This is a genomic window from Streptomyces sp. NPDC005494 (genome assembly GCF_042872025.1).
Classification (GTDB): domain Bacteria; phylum Actinomycetota; class Actinomycetes; order Streptomycetales; family Streptomycetaceae; genus Streptomyces.
Genome location: NZ_JBIAJR010000012.1, coordinates 208,863 through 228,388 on the forward strand (window position 1 = coordinate 208,863; position 19,526 = coordinate 228,388).

Below are 19,526 nucleotides of genomic sequence, written 5' to 3' on the forward strand. Positions count from 1 at the left end.
TGGGAGAGGTGCCCGGAGTGGTTTATCGGGGGCCTGGATTTCGGTCCGGGTCGGGTTTTACCGCCTTCGCAGGTTCGAATCCTGCCCTCTCCGCTTTTCTTACTGCCGGTGCGGCGGACTCCCCCGGGTCCGCCGCACCGGCGACGCACGAAGCAGACACTCCGCCGGTCCATGCGGGGTGCCGTACCGACCCGTCGCCCACTGGTCCGGGCCCGCGGCCCGGTGGCATCCACGCATGAGCCGAGCGAAGGAAACCACGCCGTGCACGATGTTCGAGAACTGCTGAAGCTGGGAGCCGAGGCCGAGCGCAAGCTGGCCCGTCGCCGCTACACCCTCGACCTCTCCGGTCTGCGCGAGGCGCACCGCCACCGCTCCGACTCCCTCGCCACCCTCGAACGCCTGCGGGCCGAGCTCAAGAAGAGCGGGGCCGGCCGCCGGGCCGGAGCCGAGGGCCCCTCGGAGGACGAGCGGGAGCGGGCACGGTCGCTGCGGGAACGGGTCCAGGCCGCCGAAGCGGACGTCCGTGCCGTGGAAGCGGCCCTGCGGGAACAGCTCCTGCGGATTCCCAACCTGCCGCTCGACGAAGTACCCGACGGCCATACGGAGAAGGATGCCGTCGAGATCCGCAGAGGTGGTCCCCCGGTCCGCAAGGACGTCGAGGCCCGCCACCACGCGGAGATCGGTGCGGACCTCGGGATCCTCGACACGGAGGGCGCCTCGCGCCTGTCCGGGGCCCGGTTCGCCGTGCTCAAGGGCGCGGGCGCACGACTGGAGCGCGCCCTCGTGTCCTTCCTCCTCGACCTGCACACGCAGCGGCACGGCTACACGGAGTACTCCGTGCCGCACCTCGTGACCAGGGACACCATGACCGGCACGGGGCAACTGCCCAAATTCGAGGAGGACCTGTTCGCCACCTCGGCCGGCGACCGGGAGCTCTTCCTCATCCCCACGGCCGAGGTACCCCTCACCAACCTCGTCGCTCGGGAGCCGGCCGACGAGGGCGCACTCCCCCTGGCGCTCACCGCCGCCACTCCCTGCTACCGCGCCGAGGCAGGGTCGTACGGCCGGGACACCCGGGGCATCCTCCGCCTGCACCAGTTCGAGAAGGTGGAGCTGGTACGGGTGTGCACCCCGGAGCGTGCGAGGGAGGAACTGGACGTGCTGGTGGGCCACGCCACCGACTGCCTGGAACAGCTCGGCCTCTCCTACCGGGTCGTCGTGCTCCCGGCCGGCGACACCGGTTTCTCGGCCAGGATGACGTACGACATCGAGGTCTGGCTCCCCGGCAGCGACGCCTACCGGGAGGTGTCCTCGTGCTCCGACTGCGGCGACTTCCAGGCCAGACGGGCCGGGATCCGCTACCGCGACGCCGCCGGGCGCAGGCGGCCCGCGGCCACGCTCAACGGCTCGGCCCTGCCCGTCGGGCGTACCGTCGCCGCGCTGCTGGAACAGGGCCTGCAGCCGGACGGATCCGTCCGGCTGCCCGAATGTCTGGTGCCCTACACCGGCTTCCGCCGGATCCTGCCGGGCGGCGGCACCGCCCTCACGATGCCAGGTTGATCGGCTGCGGAGCCGGGTTCAGCGCGGGCTCCTGGTTGAGTATGTCCCTGAACAGCCGCTTCAGCTGGGGGGACGGCTCGATGCCGAGCTCGTCCACCAGGCGAGCCCTGGCCGCGTTGTACGCCTCCATGGCATCCGCCTGCCGGCCGCAGCGGTAGAGCGCGAGCATCAGGAGCTCGGTGAGCCGCTCCCGCCAGGGGTGCGTCACGCTCATCCGCCGCAACTCGCTGATGACCGAGTGCGGTTCGTTGCACCGCAGCCCGAGCTCGTACTTGCACTCCAGGGCCGCGAGGTACTCCTCGTCCAGCTCCAGGGACACGCTGCGGCACATCGGGCTCGAGGAGACGTCGTGCAACGGATCGCCCTGCCACAGCGACAACGCCGAGTCCAGCAGTGAGCGGGCTCGCAACGGAGCGTCCACCATGGCCACCCGGGCGCGGGCGATGCGGTCCCGGAAGACGTTGATGTCCACTCTGTCGGGACACAGGTCCAGGATGTAACCGGACGCGTGGATGTTCAGCGACGGCGCCGGTTGAGGCCCTTCCTCGCCGAGCCGCCGCAACGTGCGCCGCAGGCGGGACACATGTGCCTGCAAGGCATTGGAGACACCGTCCGGCGGGTTGTCGCCCCATAGTTCCGTGTAGAGCTGCTCGCTCTGCACCAGCCGGCCGGCCCGCAGCAACAGTGTGGCGAGCAGGATGCGCTGCTGGGTGCCCGCAATGGCGGTGAACTGCTCGTTCACGACTGCTCCGACCGAGCCCAGCACGGTGAACCTCATGGGTACTCCTCCATGTGAACGCTTCGGGGACCCCCCTAGGGGAAGGCGAGAGGGAAGCTACCAACGGTGACTGGAACAAGACTTGAGCGGACCTCGGGACGGCGTGGGTGTGAGCTCGTCCCGGGCCTCACCGGCCCCGCCGTCGCTGCTGAACGCCGGAACGCCGGAACGCCATGACGCCGCACGCCATGACGCCGCACGCCACGACGCCGCATGCCGGAACGCCGCACGCCACGACGCCGCATGCCGGAACGCCGCACGCCACGACGCCGCATGCCGGAACGCCTCACGCCACGACGCCGGCGCGCCACGAAGCCTCACGCCACGACGCCGGCGCGCCGCACAGCACAACGCCCGACGCTCCCCACGACGCAAGGCCGCCCCCGCCGCGTCCGCCTCACGGCGGCACGGCGGGGGCGGCCCGGTGCTCTGGGTCCTGGGGTCAGGCCCCTTCGGCCCGCAACGCCTCGTCCAGCGACTCCAGCGCCCGATCGGCCGCCGCGGCGACCTCGGCGTCGTCGGGGTCGCCGCACAAGCGGGTGAACAGATCGACGATCTGATCCTGGGCGGCTTGCACGCTCATGGTGAATCTCCTGCCTCTACAGGGCGCCCGCGGCGCGGAAGATGTGGACGAAGGCGTTGACGCTCGCCGGTCCCTGGAACGCGGCGTACTCGGCGAGGACCAGGCTCTGGTTCCACTTCTCCTTGTACGCGAGCTGGGTCGCCGCCGGGTACACGTCCTTGCCGTGCTCCCACAGGAAATGCATGAACCAGCGGAAGGCTTCGCTGCTGCCCGGCATCTCGAGCTTCTCGTCCAGGCCGGTGAACGGTGTGAAGCCGAAGTGCAGCCACCGCACGTCCTCGGTCAGGAACGTCTCGATCGCCGTCTTGTTGATCGCCTCCATGATTCCCGGGCCGGACTCGGGCCGCCGCCGGGACAGGTCGTGCATCCAGCCCGGGCGTCCGCCGTAGACGGGGGAGTACAGCACGTAGCCGACCGCCGCACCGTCCACGAGGCCGAGGAAGAGCCTGCGGTGCTTCTGCGCGGGTCCGCCGCACTGGCCGACCAGGTACTCCAAGGGCTTGGCGCCCTCGCCCTTGAGCGGCAGCCAGAGCTGGTCGATCTCGCGGATCGACTCCTGCCAGGCGTCGTAGTCAGCCTCCACGACCGTCAGGCCGTTGCGGAAGGCCCGGGAGATCTTGTTCCGGAGCTGCATGAACCGGGTGCCGCGGAGTGAGAAGTCCGCCAGGTCGACGGCGTAGGAAGCACCGATCTGGTTGACGGTGAAGCCGTGTTCCGCGTAGATCCTCGCGTCGTGCTCCTGCAGCTGGACCCCGACGACCTGTCGCCCCTGCTGCGCCGCGAAGGCCAGGAACGCGTCGAGGAGCGCCGTGTAGGAGTCGCCGGGTGCGAACGGCCCGCCCAGCTGGACGAGATACGGGCCCGCGCTGCGATAGACGATGACGCCGGCCAGTCCGGGAAGAGTGAAGTACGAATTCCCCTGACTCACGGCGAGAAATGAGCTCGGGTTCTCTGCAGCCGTGTACTCCTGGATTGCATGGTGCACGTAGTCGAATGAAACCGTGCTGTCGATGGTCTCGGCCATGAATACCCCTCGTTCGTGATGTTTTCCGGGGTGCGGTGGCCGGACCGGTCCGGGAGTCGTGACTGTGACACGGGTGAGGAAGCGGCGCAAGGCGGGGACCGCCTCTGCGGCCGCGGGTCCGTCCGTCCGTCAGCCCACCGTCAACGCCAGGTCAGACAGGGGCTTCGGTCAGAGACATGTCAGCGATATGTAGGGCCCTTCCTGCACTATCACCGGCAGCGAGAGGAATTCCGGCGCGAAGAGAGAAGGATCGTGCAGTGCGTGAAGTCCTGGGCGGCGCGGATCAGGTTCTGAAAGGGCGATCGAAGCCCCTGCTCAATTATCCCTGCTATGTCGGCGGAAAGGACATCGAGGGAATCGGCTGGGTTTACACGGTCAGCTCCAAGTCGCTTCTTGAGGATGTATTCACCAGTGTGAGTCTCAAGCGCGCTCTCGAGCAGGACCCGGACCCCGGCTCCCCCGCGGCCCAGCACCCGTACGTGGTGGGGCGCTGCGCGGTGATCGGTATGCCCGACGTCCTCGCGGCCACCGACGCCGCCGCCGACGCCGTCGACGCGTGGTCGGCCGTACCGCTGGCGGACCGGCTGAACCTCGGGCGCCGCTTCGGGGAAGAGCTGATCAGGCATCAGGAGACCATCCTCGACATCATGGTCGCCGAGGCGCACCCCGTCACCCTGGCCCGCTGGGAGCTGAGCTGCCTCGTCCAGGCGTACAGCGAGGAGAGCATCGCCTGGTACGAGCAGCAGATGTACAGCCGGCGCACCTACGGGGACCGCACCCTCATCGTCCGCCGGCAGGCCGACGGCGTCGTGGCGCTCAACCCGCCGCAGAACGCACCCGTGCCCAACTCCGGCCTGGCGGTCCTCGCCCTCATGGCCGGGAACGCGGTCGTCGTCAGGGCTCCCCGGAGCATCGCGCTCAGCACCCTCTACATCCTGCGTGAGCTGGCGGTTCCGCTGCTGGAGGAGATGGGGGCGCCACCCGGCACCCTGAACATCGTCTGCGGTACCCCGCAGAAGATCATCGACCACTGGCTCGACGACCCCCGGATCAACGACATCCTCTACTTCGGGTCCAGCGAGGCCGGCCTGCGCTTCGAGCAGCAGTGCGTGGAGCGCGGCAAGAAGCCCATCCTGGAACTGGCGGGCAACGACTCGCTCGTCGTCTGGAAGGACGCCGACATCCCGGCGGCCGTGGAGGCCGTCACGGAGGCCTTCTACGGATCCGGCCAGATCTGCATGGTGCCGAACTGCGTCGTGGTGCATCCCGAGGTCGCCGACGAACTGATCGCCCGGCTCAAGTCCTCGGCCGAGGCGATCAAGCCCGGATATCCGGACTCGCCCGAGGTGCTGCTGTCGCCCGTGCGCCGCAGCGAGCGCTTCTTCAGCCTGCTGGCCCAGGCCCTGGAGCAGGGCGGTGAGCTCGTCTGCGGCGGCAACCGCGTCGAGCTCGACGGATCACCCTCCCAGGCGGGGCAGTTCCTGGAGCCCACTGTGGTGAGGGTCGACGGGCTGGCCGAGTCCCAGGACTACCGCATGGTGCGTGAGGAGACCTTCTTCCCGCTGCTGCCCGTCGTGGTGCCCGCGGCGGCTCCCGACGACGTGCTCCTCGACGACATGATCCGCTTCGTCAACGCCAACAAGTACGGCCTGCGCAATTCGCTCTGGGCCCGCTCGGACGACGTCGTCGACACCTTTGTCGCGCGGGTCCGCAACTCCGGGCTGCTGAAGATCAACGACTCCCACATCGGCTTCCTGCCCGTCGTGCCGACGCACGGAGGCACCGGCATGACCGGGGGAGCGTTCGGAGAGGGCAACTACCCCATGCTCAAGACCTCCCACGTGCAGGGAGTGAGCATCGGCACGGGTGCCTCCCCTCGCCAGGCGATGTTCGAAGGCTGACTCACACTCAAAGGGAGGATTTCCCCATGCGGTCCCTCGACGTGGCGCGTGACGCCTGCGAGCGCAATCACCCCGGTCTGTTCAAGGCCCTCACCGCCCTGCCGCTGAACGAGCGGGAGGCGCCGGGCAGCCCGGTGATCGACCTGTTCCGCACGCACGGCGGCCCCGGCCTGCTGGTGCCCTGCTCCTTCGGCGGGCTGGGTGTCTCCGCCCTGGAGGCGGTGCGGGTGACACGCGCGCTGGGCTCCGTCTCACCGTCCCTCGCGGCCGGTGCGACCATGCACAACTTCTCCGCGGCCATGCTCTTCGAACTGGCCGAGCGGGCCGCCGAGCCCACCGAGGGCCAGCGGGCCCTGCTCTCCCGGATCGCCCCGGAAGGGCTTCTGCTGGCCTCCGGCTGGGCGGAGGGCAGGACCGAGCAGAGCATCCTCTCCCCGAGCGTCGTCGCGACCCCGGCGCCCGGGGGTTACCTCGTCAACGGTGCCAAGAAGCCGTGCAGCCTGTCCGCCTCGATGGACATGCTGACGGCCAGCGCCTTCCTGCCCGACGAGAACGGCGTGCCGCAGCTGGTCATCCTGCTCGTGCCGGCCGACTCCGAGGGCGTCTCGCTGCACCCGTTCTGGGGTTCACCCGTACTCGCGGCGGCGCAGAGCGACGAGGTACGGCTCCACGACGTCTTCGTACCGGAACACCTCGTGATCCGGGCGACCCCGGAGGACCCCGGCCGGCTCGACGACCTCCAGACGGCCGCGTTCGTCTGGTTCGAGATGCTGGTCACCTCCGCCTACGTCGGGGCCGCGTCCGAACTGACCGAGCGCGTCCTCACGCGGGGCCGCGGCAGCGTCAGCGACCGGGGCGCGCTGTGCGTGCAGCTCGAATCCGCCGTCGCCCTCACCGAGGGCATGGCCCGCGCCGTCGACGCGGGCACCTTCGGGGACGAGGCCGTGGCTTCCGTCCTGGTCACCCGGTTCGCCGCGCAGAAGGTCCTGGCCGCCGTCAGCGAGATGGCCGTCGAACTGCTCGGCGGTATCGCCTTCATCGGCTCCCCGGAGATCGCCACGCTCGCCTCGGCGATCAGCCCGCTGGCCTTCCACCCCCCGTCGCGGACCAGCACCGCGGAGGCGCTCGTCGACTACTTCGCCGGCCAGCCGCTGCTGCTTCCCTGACGGGCGCGTACTCCCTTTCCCACACCCGTGCCATCTGAAGGAGGCGCACGCATGTCCACAGTCGTGGACGCCGAGCGATCGGCCGACACCGAGGCCGAGATCCTCGGTCTGTACCGCAAGCACCTGAGCAAGGGCCGCGCGACGGTCGCCGAACTGTTCGGCAGCCACATGGAGATCGAGTCGCAGGGTGCGCGACTGCGCACCAGCGACGGCATGGAGTTCCTCAACTGCAGCGGCTACGGCGTCTTCGTGATGGGCGCCCGCCACCCGAGGGTGATGTCGCACGTCCGGCGCCAGCTGGAGACCCACCCCATCGCCACCAGGATCCTGCTGGAGCCCACGGTCGGACGTGCCGCGGAAGCCCTCTCGTCGGTCGTCCCGGGGCACCTCAACCGCATCCACTTCGCCCTCTCGGGCGCCGAGGCGGTCGAGACAGGGCTCAAGCTGGCGCGTGCCAACGGCAAGAAGCGCCTGGTCTCCATGCACATGGGCTACCACGGCAAGACCCTCGGGGCGCTCTCGGTCACGGCGAAGGACGTCTACCAGCGGCCCTTCCGCCCGCTGCTGGCCGATGTCACCCATGTGCCCTTCGGTGACCTCGACGCCCTCGAAGAGGTGCTGTCGGCCCACCCCGGCGAGGTCGCCGTGATCGTCGAGCCGGTCCAGGGCGAAGGGGGCGTCATCCTGCCGCCGTCGGGTTACCTGCCCGGCGTGGAGCGCCTGGTGCGCACGTACGACCAGTTCCTGATCCTCGACGAGGTGCAGACCGGCATGGGCCGGCTCGGGGAGTGGTGGGGCGCCGACCTGTACGGCATCACCCCGGACGTGCTGCTGGCGGGCAAGGCGCTGGGAGGCGGCGTCATGCCGGTCTCCGCGGCGCTGGCCAACCGCAAGACGTTCTCCCCCTTCGACAAGGACCCGTACCTGCACACGGGGACGTTCACCGGCGCGCCCGTCCTGATGGCGGCCGTCATGGGCGCCGTGGAAACCGTCAAGGAGGAGCGCCTGGTCAGCAGGTCCGCCGAACTGGGGGCCAAGCTGCTGCCCGAGCTCAGCGCCATCGCGCACCGCAACCTTCCCGGACTGGTGAAGGAGGTACGCGGCCAAGGGCTGCTGATCGGCATCGAGTTGATCGAGGCGGGGCTGGCCGGCGAACTGCTCATCGAACTGTTCAACCACGGCGTGGTCGGCAACCACTCGATGAACGGCAGCTCGGTCGCCCGGCTCACCCCGCCCGCGATCCTCACCGACGCCGACGTGAGTTTCCTGCTCGACGCGTTCGACAAGGCCACCCGGGCCCTGATCGAGCAGAGCGCCCGGATGCCGGAAGGTGGCCACTGACATGCGCAAAGTCATCCTGGACGCGGTGATCGCGAACGAGGACGCGGGGACCGTCTTCGAGAACGTGTCGCGGTTCGCCCGCTACCCGGAACTGTCACCGCACGTGCAGTCCACGGAGGTGACCGAGACGCGCCCGAGCCCCACCGGGGCCTCCAGCTGGGAACTGCTGTTCCGGAGCGGCCTGCTGAGCTGGTCCGAGACCGAGCGCTTCCTCAAGGACGAGCTGCGCATCGAGTTCGAGCAGACCGAGGGTGACTTCGACACCTTCGGCGGCACCTGGACTCTGACCCAGCAAGGGCCCGACACCGCTCTGCACTTCGAGTGCGACTTCGACTTCGGCATCGAGAGCCTCGAAGGAATCCTCGACCCGATCGCGGAACGGGTGATCAAGGAGACCGTCGCATGGGCGGTCGTGGGCCTGCACGCGTCGGTGCGCCTCGCCGGCGACCTCGAACTCGCGCCGAGCGGCGGACACACCGCCGCCTGAACTCAGGAGCACACCATGGACATGGCCAACCCGTTCGAGACACCCAACACCTACCGGCTCCACCGGGCCGAATACCTGGTCGGACTGGTCGCCGTGGCGGGGCTGTTCATCGCCCACATCGGTGAGGTCCGCTGGGTGCCGGCGGTGATCCTCTTCGCCTACATCGACCTGATCGGCTACATACCGGGGGCCATCGCCTACCGCCGGAGCCCCGATCACCGCGTGGCCAAGGGCTACTACATCGCGTACAACGTCATGCACAGCATGATCACGCAGATGGTGGTGGCCGCCGTCTGGATCGCGGTCGCCGGGTTCGAGTGGGCCCTGCTGGTCCTGCCGCTCCATCTCTTCGCCGACCGGGGCGTGTTCGGCAACTTCCTGAAGCCGTTCAGCCTGGCCTTCGAGCCCGAGCCCAACCCGGCCTACACCCGGCTGGCCGCCGAGCTCCGGTACCGCGAGCGCCGCAGGCAGCGCGAGGACGCCATGGCGGGTGCCTCCGGCGTGTCCCGGTGAGCCCCGGTGGCCTCCGGCCCGGCGGGCCGGAGGACGACGGCCTGCCGCGGGCCGCACTGCGCCTCACCACCGGGGTCACCGTCCTGACCGCGCGCCACGACGGTCGTGTGCACGGCGCGACCGTCAGCGCTGCCGGAGTCGTCTCGCGCAGTCCGCTGACGATCGGCGCGGGGCTGCGGCAGAGTTCGGAGCTCCTCGAACTCGCCCTGGCCAGCGGCCTGTTCGCCGTCAACGTGCTCTCCGGGAGGCAGGCGCAGGTCGCCGACTGGTTCGCCAGCCCCCGGCGGCCCCGCGGCAGGGCCCAGTTCGACGTCCTGGAATGGGACCCCGATCCGGCCACGGGGCTGCCCCTGCTGAGGCACACCCTCGCCCGCCTCGTGTGCCGGGTGACCGGACAGGTCGCCGTCGGGGACCACGAGCTGCTGCTCGCGGAGGTCGTGGACGGCGCCTCCGGGGCGGGCAGCCCGCTGCTCAGCTTCGACGGCGATCTGCACAGCGCCGAATTCCGTGACGTGGTCCGCCGCCGGTGGGGCCGCAGCCTCGCCGCCACGGCCACCGTCTCCCTGGACTGAGAGGAAACCGATGACCAGCCAGATACCCGACGAAACAGGGTGGGACACCGCACCCGGCCTCCTCGACGGGGCGAAGAACCTCAACCTGACGCCGCAGCAGTGCGATCTCGCCTACTGGCTCTCCGGAGTGGCACAGGGCACCCTTGTCGGGCGCGCCGGGACGGGGCACTCCCCACAGGAGATCACCCCCGAACACATGCGCAGGCCCGGCCCGCTGCGCGACGCCCTGGTCATGGAGCTGGGCTGCCGTGCGGTCGCGGAGACGGAAGCGACCAAGGCGCTCGCGCACTACGTCGCAGCCGCGCCCGGCACGGCCGAACTGGAGTTCTTCTCCACCCAGTTGCTCGACGAGGCGCGGCACGCGATGGTCTTCCGCAACCACCTGCTGGAGCTCGGTGTCCCCGCCGGCGAGCTGCACGCCACCGTTGAGCGGGTGTCCGACGCCTACACCCGCGACGTGGTGGACCCGATCCTGGACTTCGCCCTGCGCGCGGTGCGGGACGAGGGGGACTTCATCGGCGGGGTGGCGGTGTTCACCATCGTCATCGAGGGTGTCCTCGCGCCCGCCGCGGAACTCAGCGAGCGCAAGTGGAACGTACTCGATCCGGCGGCCGGAGCCATCGCCCGCGGCGCCTCGATCGACGAGATCCGCCATCTGTCGGTGGGCAGCACCGTCGTCCGCGACCACCTCCTGGCAGACCCCGGCTACCTGCCCCGGCTGATGGACATCCTGGAGCGCGGCCGCGCCCTGTGGGACGAGATCCCGGACCGGAAGTACGTCCTGGAGCGCGAGGAACTCTTCCAGCAGGGCATGCTCGACCACGCGGACCTCATCCGGGACTACGAGGTCTTCCCCGGCCGTCTGCTGCTCGACACCACCCCCGAGGAGCGTTACGACCTCGCCGAGCGGTGGACGGACGAGATGGCCGAGAGCCGCTTCGCGTACATGGGCCTCGACCCCGCCGTCATGCGGATCGGCTGACGACGATGACCACCGGCCATCACTGCCGCGGACCCGCCGCCGTGATCAGCGGGCTGGGCGCCTGCGTCCCCCCGCGCGCGGTGACCAACGACGAGCTCGCCGCCTATCTGGACACCTCGGACGAGTGGATCAGGCGGCGCACGGGCATCGGGGCGAGGCACCGCGTCGACCCGGGGACCTCGACCGGGGACCTGGCGGTCACGGCCGCCGAACTGGCGCTCAAGGCCGCGGGAGTCACCGACGCCGACGCCGTCGTCCTCGGTACGACCACGCCTGACCGCCTCTGCCCGGCCACCGCCCCCGAGGTGGCGACCCGGCTCGGACTCACCGGCGTGGCCGCCTTCGACGTGTCGGCGGTGTGCACCAGCTTCCTCTACGGGCTGGGCACCGCCGCCGGGATGATCGCCGCGGGGATGGCCCAGCGCGTGCTGGTCATCGGCGCGGAGACCTTCACCTCGATACTCGACCCCGCGGACCGGTCGACCGTCCCCATCTTCGGTGACGGGGCGGGGGCGGTCGTGCTGAGAGCCGGCGACCCGGACGAGCCGGGAGCGGTCGGCCGCGTACTGCTCGGCAGCGACGGCGGGCAGAGCGACCTCATCCAGGTGCCCGCGGGCGGGTCCCGCCAGCGGACCTCGGGCGCCGTCGCCCCCCTGTCCGACCACTACTTCCGGATGAACGGCTCCGACACCTACCGGCATGCCGTGGAGCGCACCACCGCCGTCGCCCGCGAGGCGCTGGACCTGGCCGGCTGGGACCCGGCGGAGGTGGACCGGTTCGCGGCCCACCAGGCCAACGCCCGCATCATCGGCGCCGTCGCCGACCGGCTCGGCATCCCCGCGGGGGCGCACCGCCTCTCCAACATCGACAGGGTCGGCAACACCGCCGCCGCTTCGGTGCCGCTGCTGCTCACCGAGTCGGCCGCCGCCGGGCTGCTCAGCCCGGGTGACCGCACGCTGATCGCCGCCTTCGGAGGCGGCGTCACGTGGGGGGCGACCACCGTCGTCTGGCCGGACGTGCCGGCCCTGACCGCCTGAACCGCATTCCCGAGGAGGAAGACGTGTACGAGCACATCAAGAAGATCCTGATGACCAGCTTCAACGTGGCTGAGGAGGACTTCGTGGAGGGCGCGACCCTGGACGACCTCGGCCTCGACTCACTCGACCTGGTCGAGCTGTCCATGCAGCTGGAGACCCTGGGCGCACGGGTCACCGACGACGAGATGGTGGAGGCGGGGCGCCTCGACGCCGTTGTGGCACTGCTGGAGAGCCGCCTGGCCACCACCGGCTGACGTACGGGGCGGCCGGCGGGTGCCGGCCTCTCCTCCACCCACCGCCATCGGGAGGAACCATGAGTGAGCCCTCGCCACCGTCCGAGGACGGTGGGCTGTCCCGCACCCTGACCACACCCAAGATCATCTTCCTGATCATCGCCGCCGCCGCTCCGCTCGCGGCCATGGTGGGAACCGTCCCGCTCGCCTTCGCGCTCGGCAACGGCGCCGGGGTGCCGGCCATGTTCGTCTTCAGCGGCCTCACCCTGATGTGCTTCTGCTCCGGTTACGCGGCCATCAGCCGGCGGGTCGTCAACGCCGGCGGCTTCTACACCTACATCTCGTGCGGACTCGGCCGTCCCGCCGCGGTCGGCGGGGGACTGATCGCTGTGGTCGCGTACAACGCCGCGTCGGTCGGGCTCCTCGGCGCCTTCGCGTACTTCGCTCAGCTGGTCGGCGCCTCGCACGGGCTCGATCTCCCGTGGGAGCTGTGGGCCGCGGCCGGTCTGGCCGCCGTCGCGGTGCTCGGTTACCGGCAGATCGACGTCAGCGCCCGGGTGCTCGCCGTCGTACTGGTCTGTGAGGTGGGCATCCTTCTCGCGCTGGGCGCGGCGATCCTCATCGACCACGGAGGTGCCGCGCTCCCGTCCACCTCGTTCTCCGCCCACACCGTCACCGGCGCGGGCATCGGGGTGTCGATGATGTTCGCCTTCATCTCCTTCATCGGCATCGAGTCGGCGGCCCTGTACGGAGAGGAGGCGCACAACCCGGAACGCACGGTCTCCCGGGCCACCTACATCGCGGTGTCCCTGATCGCCCTCTTCTACGGGGTCATCAGCTGGCTCGCGGTGGGAGCCGTGGGAGCGGCCCGGGTGAAGGAGGTCGCCACGCGGGAACTCGGCGACCTGTTCCTCAACCTGAGCGACGACTACCTCACGACCACGCTCACTTCCCTCATGCAACTCCTGCTGTGCCTGAGCCTCTTCGCGAGCTGGCTGGCGCTGCACAACGCGGCCAACCGCTACATGTTCGTCCTCGGGCGGGAGAAGGTCATGCCGGCCGGGCTGTCCGCCGTGCACCGCCGCTTCCGCTCGCCGCACCGGGCAGGCCTGGCACAGACCGGCTTCAGCGCCGTGGTGGCAGCGGCCTTCGCAGTGGCCGGGCTCGACCCCTACATGGGAATCACCACCAGCATGCTCGGGCTGGGCACGCTCGGCATCGTGGTGCTCCAGGCCCTGGCCTGCCTCTCCGTCATCGGCTACTTCCGGCACCGCGGCGACGGGCACTGGTGGAACACCCGGCTCGCCCCCGTACTCGGCTTCGTGGGCCTCGCCCTGGCCACGGTCCTGGTGGTGGCGAACTTCGACACCATGACCGGCACCACGAACCCCGTGGTGGGGGCGCTGCCCTGGGTCGTGCTCGGCTCCGGCGTGATCGGCGTCGGATACGCCCTGTGGATCCGCTCCGCGCGTCCCGAGAGGTACGCCCGGCTCGCCGGGGTCGAGACCCGTGACCCCGCCCCGCCGGAGCCCGCACCCGTAGCCCTGGCCGCCGCCGGGCCGGCCGGCCGGCGCACGCCGTGACCCCCCAGGCGGGACCGCTCGGCGGGGTGTGGCCGGACCTCCCCGCGCCGCCTCCCCAGCGGCTCGACCCGATGGTCTGCAGCGTCGGGGACTTCCTGGCGCTGCTCAACGAAGCGGTCCGGCTGCACCTGGCCGGGACCGTGCTGCCGACAGACGGACAAGGAGCGACAGGATGACTGGTCAGGACCCGGCCACGATCACGGCGCGGCTGCACCAGCACGCCCGGCAGAGGCCGGACCACCCGGCGATCATCTGCGAGGGGCGGCAGATGACCTACGCCCGGCTCGACCGGGAGAGCAACCGCACCGCCCACGCGCTGCGCGCGACGGGCCTGCCCCCGGGCAGCCGGGTGGCCTACCTGGGGAGGGAGTCGGAGCACTACTACGACCTCGTGCTCGGTGTGATCAAGGCCGGGCTGGTCATGGTGCCCGTCAACTGGCGGCTGACCGCTCCCGAGGTGGACCACGTGCTGCGCGACTCGGGCGCCCGGCTGCTGTTCGTGGAACCGCAGTTCCGGCACGTCGTCGACAGCCTGCGGGCGGAGCTGCCCGAGCTCACCGACGTGATCGTCACGGACGACGGTCCGGTCCGCGGGTCCGGGTTCCTCGCCTGGAAGGAGGGGCGTCCGGAGACGGAGACCGGCGGTGGCGCGCGCACCGACGACTCCATCGTGCAGATGTACACCAGCGGTACCACGGGGCTGCCCAAGGGGGTGGTCCTCGCTCACCGCACCTACTTCACGTTCCAGGAAGCGATGGAACGGGCCGGCCTCGACTGGATCGACTGGCTGCCCGACGACGTCGCCCTGATCTCCTTCCCCGGCCTGCACTCCGGCGGGATGGCGTGGTTCATGTTCAACCTGGTCGCAGGGGCGACCAGCGTCGTCATGCCGGTCTTCATCCCCGAGGAAGCGGTCAGACTGATCGCGGAGCACCGGGTGACCACCACGTTCTGCGCACCGGCGATGCTCCAGATGATGCTGGACGAACCGGCCGCGGGCCCCGACGCGTTCGGGTCGCTGCGCAAGGTGACGTACGGCGGCGCCCCGATGCCGGCCGAACTGATGCGGCGCTGCATCGAGGAGTTCGGCAGCGAACTCGCACAGATGTATGCCTCGGCGGAGACCGGGAGCGTGGTCACCTGCCTGACGCCGGCCGAACACGTGCCCGGTGGGCCGAAGGCCCTCTCGGCGGGACGGGTGTGCCCCGGCAACGAGATACGCATCCTGGACGGCGACGGCAAGCCCGTCGCCCCTGGTGAAATCGGCCAGATTTCGGTACGCACGCCCGCGCGCTTCGTGGAGTACTGGGGCAACCCCGACGCCACCCGTGAGGCCCTCGACGACGGCTGGCTGAAGATGCCGGACGCCGGCTACCTCGACGAGGACGGGTACCTCTTCGTCTGCGACCGCATCAACGACATGATCATCGTCGCGGGCCAGAACATCTACCCGGCCGAGGTGGAGAACGCCATCCGCGCCGCGAGCCCCGCGGTGGCCGATGTCGTGGTGGTCGGGGTGCGGGACGACCGGTTCGGCGAGATCACGAAGGCCGTCGTCGTGCTGCGGCCGGGCCAGGAAGTGACGGGACGGCAGCTGATGCTGGCGCTGCGCGGACGGATCGCCGACTTCAAGATCCCCAACCGGTACGAGTTCGTGGACAGGCTCCCGCGCAACCCCACCGGCAAGGTCCTGCGCCGTGAACTGCGCGATCCCATCAGGCCCGAGGCCGGAGTGCGGAGCTGACCAAAAGCTCACCAAGGGCGGTTCGGGCCGGTCCGCGGCGTGCCACCATCGGGGCCGCCGGTACAGGGTGTGATCGTCACCGGCGCATACATCACCCGACGCAGGACATACCGGCCTCGCCGGTTGCAGAGAAGTGACGAGAGAGGAACCAATGAGCGACCTGAACGACTTCGCCCGCCGTTACATCGACGCGTGGAACGAGGCGGAGGCGGGAGCCCGGCGAACGAAGATCGTCGAGCTCTTCGCGCCGGACGCCGTGCACTACACCCCGACGCGGGAGTTCCACGGCCACGAGCAGCTGGAGGCGCGGTTCCTGGAGGCGTACGAGCAGTTCGTCAAGCCCGGCCAGCACGTCTTCAGGGCCGTCGAGAACGCCAACGGCCACCACGACGCGGTGCGCTTCAACTGGGAGATGCTCCACCTGGCGAGCGGCGAGGTGAGGGGGGTCGGCTTCGACTTCATCGTCCTCGACAAGGAGGGGCGCATCAAGAGCGACCACCAGTTCATCGACGGCTGACGGGGACGGGCCCCGGCCCTCTCTGACCCCCGACCGCACGAAACCACTCCGGGCCGAGGCCGGCCACCGCGTTCGCATGGACGGCGGGCTCCGGCCCGGAGTGCGCAGGAGACAGACCAGGACACCACCCACCGCCTCCGGAGGCACGCGTGCCCGCCATACCGGCTTCGGCCGAGACCGAGACGTACCCTGCCGTCCAGGAGCTCCTGGACCTTCCCCGTTCCGAGCGCCGCGACGCGCTCGAAGCGCTGATCGCCGCCGAGTTCAGGGCGACCCTGCTCATGACGGACGACGAGGAACTTCCCCTCGACACCAGCTACTTCGAACTCGGGTTCACCTCTCTGCGGATCACCGAGGTCAAGCAGCGCCTCGAGGAGCTCCTCGGGCGCCCTGTCAGCACCACGCTGCTCTTCAACAGCCCCACCGTGAACCAGCTGCTCGACCACCTCGGCACCGAGGTGTTTCCGCAGCTCTTCGCCCCCTCGGCCTGACGTCGAACACCGGCCGCGGGCATGTGAATGCTTCATATGCGGTCGATGTCGGAGTACCTGGCCCGAGACGAACGACCGTGGGACATTCCGGTCGGTGGCCTACCAGGGCATCCACACCAGCCACCACGCTCACCGCAGCGCCATCATGATGATCGGGAGTTTCCATGACCACCAGTAGTGCCAGACCGGCCGCTGCTCCGGCCGCGGGGCCGGATGCCCCGACCACCGAACCCGGATCCGCGACCATGTGGATCGTCCTGACCGGCCTCTTCATGGCGGTACTCGACTTCTTCATCGTCAACGTGGCCCTGCCCGCAACCCAGCAGGAACTGCACGCCAGCGAGGCGGCGATCCAGTGGATCGTCGCCGGCTACGGGCTGACGTACGGCGCCGGTCTCATCACCGGCGGGCGCCTCGGCGACATGTTCGGCCGGCGTGCGGTCTTCATGACCGGCATGGCGCTCTTCACGCTGGCCTCCGTCTTCTGCGGAGTCGCGCCGAACTCCGGAGTGCTCGTCGTCGGCCGCCTCGCGCAGGGGATCGCCGCCGCGCTCACCGCCCCGCAGGTCCTCGCCGTACTCCGCACGGTGTACAGCGGAAAGGCCCAGGCCCGCGCCTTCAGCATGTACGGCTTCGTGATGGGCGTGGCCGCGGTCTTCGGCCAGCTCATCGGCGGCGGTCTGATGCGGGCCGACGTCTTCGGTCTCGGCTGGAGGGCCTGTTTCCTCATCAACGTGCCGATCGGCCTCGTCGCCCTGATCCTCACCCCGAAATTCGTCCCGGAATCGAAGGCCGAGGTGAAGTCCCGCCTCGACCCGGTCGGCATGGTGCTCGTCACCGGCGCCCTCGTGGCACTGCTGATCCCGCTCATCCAGGGCCGTGAGCAGGGCTGGCCGATGTGGATCTGGGGCTCGCTGGCCGCCTCCGCCGTCCTCTTCGTGGCCTTCTTCGCGTACGAGAAGCGGCTGATCGGCAAGAGCGGCTCCGCCCTCATCGACCCCTCGATGTTCCGCGACCGTGCCTTCACCGCGGGGCTGCTGGTGCAGCTGGTGTTCTGGATGGGCCAGGCGTCCTACTTCCTGATCCTGGCGCTCTTCCTGCAGTACGGCCGTGGGCTGGACCCGCTGGGCGCCGGCGTGGTATTCACGGCGCTCGGTCTCGGTTACATGGTCACCTCCGCCACGGCCCACCGGTTCGCAGCGAAGCTCGGCCGGCAGGTGCTCACCCTCGGCGGACTGCTCACCACGGTCGGCCTGGTGCTGACCGGCCTCGCCGTCGTTGCCAACGGCGTCGAGGGCAGCGCCTGGTGGCTCGTGCCCGGGCTCTTCCTCGACGGAGCCGGCATGGGGCTGGTCGTCGCCCCGCTCGCGTCCACCGTCCTGACCCGGGTCAAGCCCCAGATCGCCGGGGCCGCGTCCGGTGTCCTCACCACGGCTCTCCAGCTCGGCAACTCCCTCGGGGTGGCCATCATCGGTGTGATCTTCTACGGCGCGGTCTCCGCGGGAGACGGGCCGGCCGGTTACGGACACGCCTACAACGTCAGCCTGTTCTACTCGGCGGCCGTCGGCGTCGTCCTGGCCGTACTGGTCCAGCTGCTGCCACGCGGCAAGGACGGCAAGTAGCGCCACACCCGGCGGGCGGACCGCCGACCAGTTCCCGGACGCCGGACGGAGCTCCCCGAAGCCCGTCCGGCGTCCGTCATCGACACGCGACGACAGGAGAACGGATATGACCGGGTACAACGATCTGGCTGAACGCTACGTCTCGCTGTGGATGGAGAAGGACCCCGACGTGGTGAGTGCGGCGGTCGCCGAACTCTGGTCGGAGGACGGCGAGTACGTCAACGAGGTGCGGCACGTCCGCGGTCACGCGGAGATCGCCGAGCAGGTCCGGTTCGCGCAGGACTACTACGCCGAGCGGGGCGTCGCCCACCGCTTCGTCTCCCAGCACGACGCGAGAGGGCTGCACAACTCGATGTGCTTCGGCTGGGTGCTCCTCTCCACGGAGACCGGCGAGGCACTGTCCACGGGTACCAACCTCTTCGTGCTCGCCGACGACGGCAGGATCGCCTGCGCCTACCAGTACACCGACCGGCCGCCCACCTTCTGAGCACACGACACAGGGGCCGCCCGGCGTCCGGGCGGCCCCTGTGTCGTACCTCCGCCGCTGCTCAGCGCCGCGCGGCCGGGGCGGCGTACCTGCGCATCAGCCGGGTGAAGTCGGCCGAGACGGCGAGCGACTCCTCGTGGATGAAGAAGTGCCCGCCGCGGAACTCGCTGTTGCCGAGGTAGTCGGGCGTGCGGTCCCGCCAGCACGCCATGGCGGACGACTCCACCAGCGGGTCGTTCTTCGCGCTGTAGGTGACGATCGGGCACGACGTCGCCAGCCCGTCGTCGGCGTAGCTCGCACAGGCCAGCAGATCCGCGCGCATCGCCGGCAGGACCAGACGCAGCATCTCCCGGTCCCGGTAGATCTCCTCCGGAAGCGAACCCAGGGCCTTCACCCATTCCAGCAGCTCGGCCTCGGGCACGTCCGCCTGCTCCGGCGGTACGGTCCTGAAGCCCTCCGGCGCCCAGGAGGAAACCCCCACGAGGGAAGGCCCGCGGCCCCAGACCCGCTCCATCTCGACCGCCAGCCGGTAGGCGATCTGGCCCCCCATGCAGTGCCCGAAGAACGCGAAGGGGCGGTCGTCGAGCTCGGCGCTCACCTCGTCCACCAGGGTCTGGATCAGTGCGTCGAAGTCGACGAACGGTTCTTCCGCGCGCCGCTCCTGACGGCCGGGCAGCTGGATGAACTGGCAGGCGATGTCGTCCCCCAGGTGGGCCGGCCAGTCCCGGTACATGGAGGCCGCGCCGCCCGCGTAGTGGAACAGCACGAGACGCATCGAGGCCTGCGGATCGGTCTCGGCCGGCTGCAGCCAGCGTCCCCGGCCCGCAGCACTGTGATCGGACATGAGTGGCAACTCCTCTTCATGGATGGAAGGGCCTCCGCGACCGTGCCGGGCACGGTCGCGG

At 70.1% G+C, this 19,526-nt stretch carries 21 protein-coding genes and 1 tRNA gene; 18 read left to right on the top strand and 4 right to left on the bottom strand.

Annotated features, from left to right (window positions below):
• The first annotated feature begins 2 nt into the window (after positions 1–2).
• A tRNA-Arg gene (locus ACFYQ6_RS30375) sits at positions 3–93 on the top strand.
• A 168-nt stretch (positions 94–261) separates the two neighbouring features.
• Positions 262–1,560, top strand: a complete 1,299-nt coding sequence (gene serS, locus ACFYQ6_RS30380) for a serine--tRNA ligase (protein ID WP_388766010.1) — start codon at positions 262–264, stop codon at positions 1,558–1,560.
• Here the strand turns inward: serS and ACFYQ6_RS30385 are convergent.
• From ACFYQ6_RS30385 to ACFYQ6_RS30395, 3 genes are all read right to left on the bottom strand, one after another.
• Positions 1,544–2,338, bottom strand: coding sequence for a BTAD domain-containing putative transcriptional regulator (locus tag ACFYQ6_RS30385; protein ID WP_388766012.1), 795 nt, complete (start codon positions 2,336–2,338; stop codon positions 1,544–1,546). The two genes, serS and ACFYQ6_RS30385, sit on opposite strands and share 17 nt — an antisense overlap.
• Before the next feature lie 442 nt (positions 2,339–2,780).
• Entirely contained in the window at positions 2,781–2,921 is a 141-nt protein-coding gene (locus ACFYQ6_RS30390) for a hypothetical protein (protein WP_356744849.1), read from the bottom strand.
• A 16-nt stretch (positions 2,922–2,937) separates the two neighbouring features.
• Positions 2,938–3,945, bottom strand: a complete 1,008-nt coding sequence (locus ACFYQ6_RS30395) for a DUF2156 domain-containing protein (protein WP_361581079.1) — start codon at positions 3,943–3,945, stop codon at positions 2,938–2,940.
• Between the two features lie 413 nt (positions 3,946–4,358).
• Between ACFYQ6_RS30395 and ACFYQ6_RS30400 the strand changes: the two genes are divergently transcribed.
• The 16 genes from ACFYQ6_RS30400 to ACFYQ6_RS30475 all read left to right on the top strand — a co-directional run bounded on the left by ACFYQ6_RS30400 (position 4,359) and on the right by ACFYQ6_RS30475 (position 18,621).
• On the top strand, positions 4,359–5,846 hold the full coding sequence (locus ACFYQ6_RS30400) for an aldehyde dehydrogenase family protein (protein WP_388766015.1): 1,488 nt from the start codon (positions 4,359–4,361) through the stop codon (positions 5,844–5,846).
• 26 nt (positions 5,847–5,872) lie between these two features.
• Positions 5,873–7,012 (top strand): acyl-CoA dehydrogenase family protein, encoded by a 1,140-nt coding sequence (locus ACFYQ6_RS30405; RefSeq protein WP_361581082.1) that lies wholly within the window; start codon positions 5,873–5,875, stop codon positions 7,010–7,012.
• 51 nt (positions 7,013–7,063) lie between these two features.
• Positions 7,064–8,353 carry an aminotransferase class III-fold pyridoxal phosphate-dependent enzyme gene (locus ACFYQ6_RS30410; RefSeq protein WP_361581085.1) on the top strand — a complete coding sequence of 430 codons (1,290 nt, stop codon included), beginning with the start codon at positions 7,064–7,066 and terminating at the stop codon, positions 8,351–8,353.
• A 1-nt stretch (position 8,354) separates the two neighbouring features.
• A complete protein-coding gene (locus tag ACFYQ6_RS30415) occupies positions 8,355–8,840 on the top strand; it encodes an SRPBCC family protein (RefSeq protein WP_356744857.1) in 486 nt (161 codons plus the stop codon).
• A gap of 15 nt (positions 8,841–8,855) precedes the next feature.
• A complete protein-coding gene (locus ACFYQ6_RS30420; protein ID WP_361581089.1) occupies positions 8,856–9,353 on the top strand; it encodes a hypothetical protein in 498 nt (165 codons plus the stop codon).
• Positions 9,350–9,925: a flavin reductase family protein gene (locus tag ACFYQ6_RS30425; protein WP_388766018.1), complete on the top strand. Its 576-nt coding sequence runs from the start codon at positions 9,350–9,352 to the stop codon at positions 9,923–9,925. Before ACFYQ6_RS30420 ends, ACFYQ6_RS30425 begins: the two co-directional genes overlap by 4 nt.
• Positions 9,926–9,935: 10 nt before the next feature.
• On the top strand, positions 9,936–10,907 hold the full coding sequence (locus ACFYQ6_RS30430) for a VlmB-like protein (protein ID WP_388766020.1): 972 nt from the start codon (positions 9,936–9,938) through the stop codon (positions 10,905–10,907).
• Between the two features lie 5 nt (positions 10,908–10,912).
• On the top strand, positions 10,913–11,944 hold the full coding sequence (locus ACFYQ6_RS30435; protein WP_361581098.1) for a beta-ketoacyl-ACP synthase III: 1,032 nt from the start codon (positions 10,913–10,915) through the stop codon (positions 11,942–11,944).
• 23 nt (positions 11,945–11,967) lie between these two features.
• Positions 11,968–12,198 carry a phosphopantetheine-binding protein gene (locus ACFYQ6_RS30440; RefSeq protein ID WP_356744867.1) on the top strand — a complete coding sequence of 77 codons (231 nt, stop codon included), beginning with the start codon at positions 11,968–11,970 and terminating at the stop codon, positions 12,196–12,198.
• A gap of 59 nt (positions 12,199–12,257) precedes the next feature.
• The gene (locus tag ACFYQ6_RS30445; RefSeq protein ID WP_361581101.1) at positions 12,258–13,760 is read left to right on the top strand and encodes an APC family permease; all 1,503 of its coding nucleotides are present in this window, start codon (positions 12,258–12,260) and stop codon (positions 13,758–13,760) included.
• On the top strand, positions 13,757–13,936 hold the full coding sequence (locus ACFYQ6_RS30450; protein ID WP_361581104.1) for a hypothetical protein: 180 nt from the start codon (positions 13,757–13,759) through the stop codon (positions 13,934–13,936). The genes ACFYQ6_RS30445 and ACFYQ6_RS30450 overlap by 4 nt, the downstream gene beginning before the upstream one ends.
• Positions 13,933–15,504: a long-chain-fatty-acid--CoA ligase gene (locus ACFYQ6_RS30455; protein WP_361581106.1), complete on the top strand. Its 1,572-nt coding sequence runs from the start codon at positions 13,933–13,935 to the stop codon at positions 15,502–15,504. Before ACFYQ6_RS30450 ends, ACFYQ6_RS30455 begins: the two co-directional genes overlap by 4 nt.
• 151 nt (positions 15,505–15,655) lie before the next feature.
• Positions 15,656–16,021 carry a nuclear transport factor 2 family protein gene (locus ACFYQ6_RS30460; protein WP_361581109.1) on the top strand — a complete coding sequence of 122 codons (366 nt, stop codon included), beginning with the start codon at positions 15,656–15,658 and terminating at the stop codon, positions 16,019–16,021.
• A gap of 149 nt (positions 16,022–16,170) precedes the next feature.
• Positions 16,171–16,512, top strand: coding sequence for an acyl carrier protein (locus ACFYQ6_RS30465; protein WP_361581111.1), 342 nt, complete (start codon positions 16,171–16,173; stop codon positions 16,510–16,512).
• Between the two features lie 164 nt (positions 16,513–16,676).
• Entirely contained in the window at positions 16,677–18,134 is a 1,458-nt protein-coding gene (locus tag ACFYQ6_RS30470; protein WP_361581114.1) for an MFS transporter, read from the top strand.
• Positions 18,135–18,240: 106 nt separating this feature from the next.
• Positions 18,241–18,621 carry a hypothetical protein gene (locus ACFYQ6_RS30475; RefSeq protein ID WP_356744881.1) on the top strand — a complete coding sequence of 127 codons (381 nt, stop codon included), beginning with the start codon at positions 18,241–18,243 and terminating at the stop codon, positions 18,619–18,621.
• A 61-nt stretch (positions 18,622–18,682) separates the two neighbouring features.
• Here the strand turns inward: ACFYQ6_RS30475 and ACFYQ6_RS30480 are convergent, their stop codons facing one another.
• On the bottom strand, positions 18,683–19,465 hold the full coding sequence (locus ACFYQ6_RS30480) for an alpha/beta fold hydrolase (protein WP_361581118.1): 783 nt from the start codon (positions 19,463–19,465) through the stop codon (positions 18,683–18,685).
• Positions 19,466–19,526: the final 61 nt, after the last annotated feature.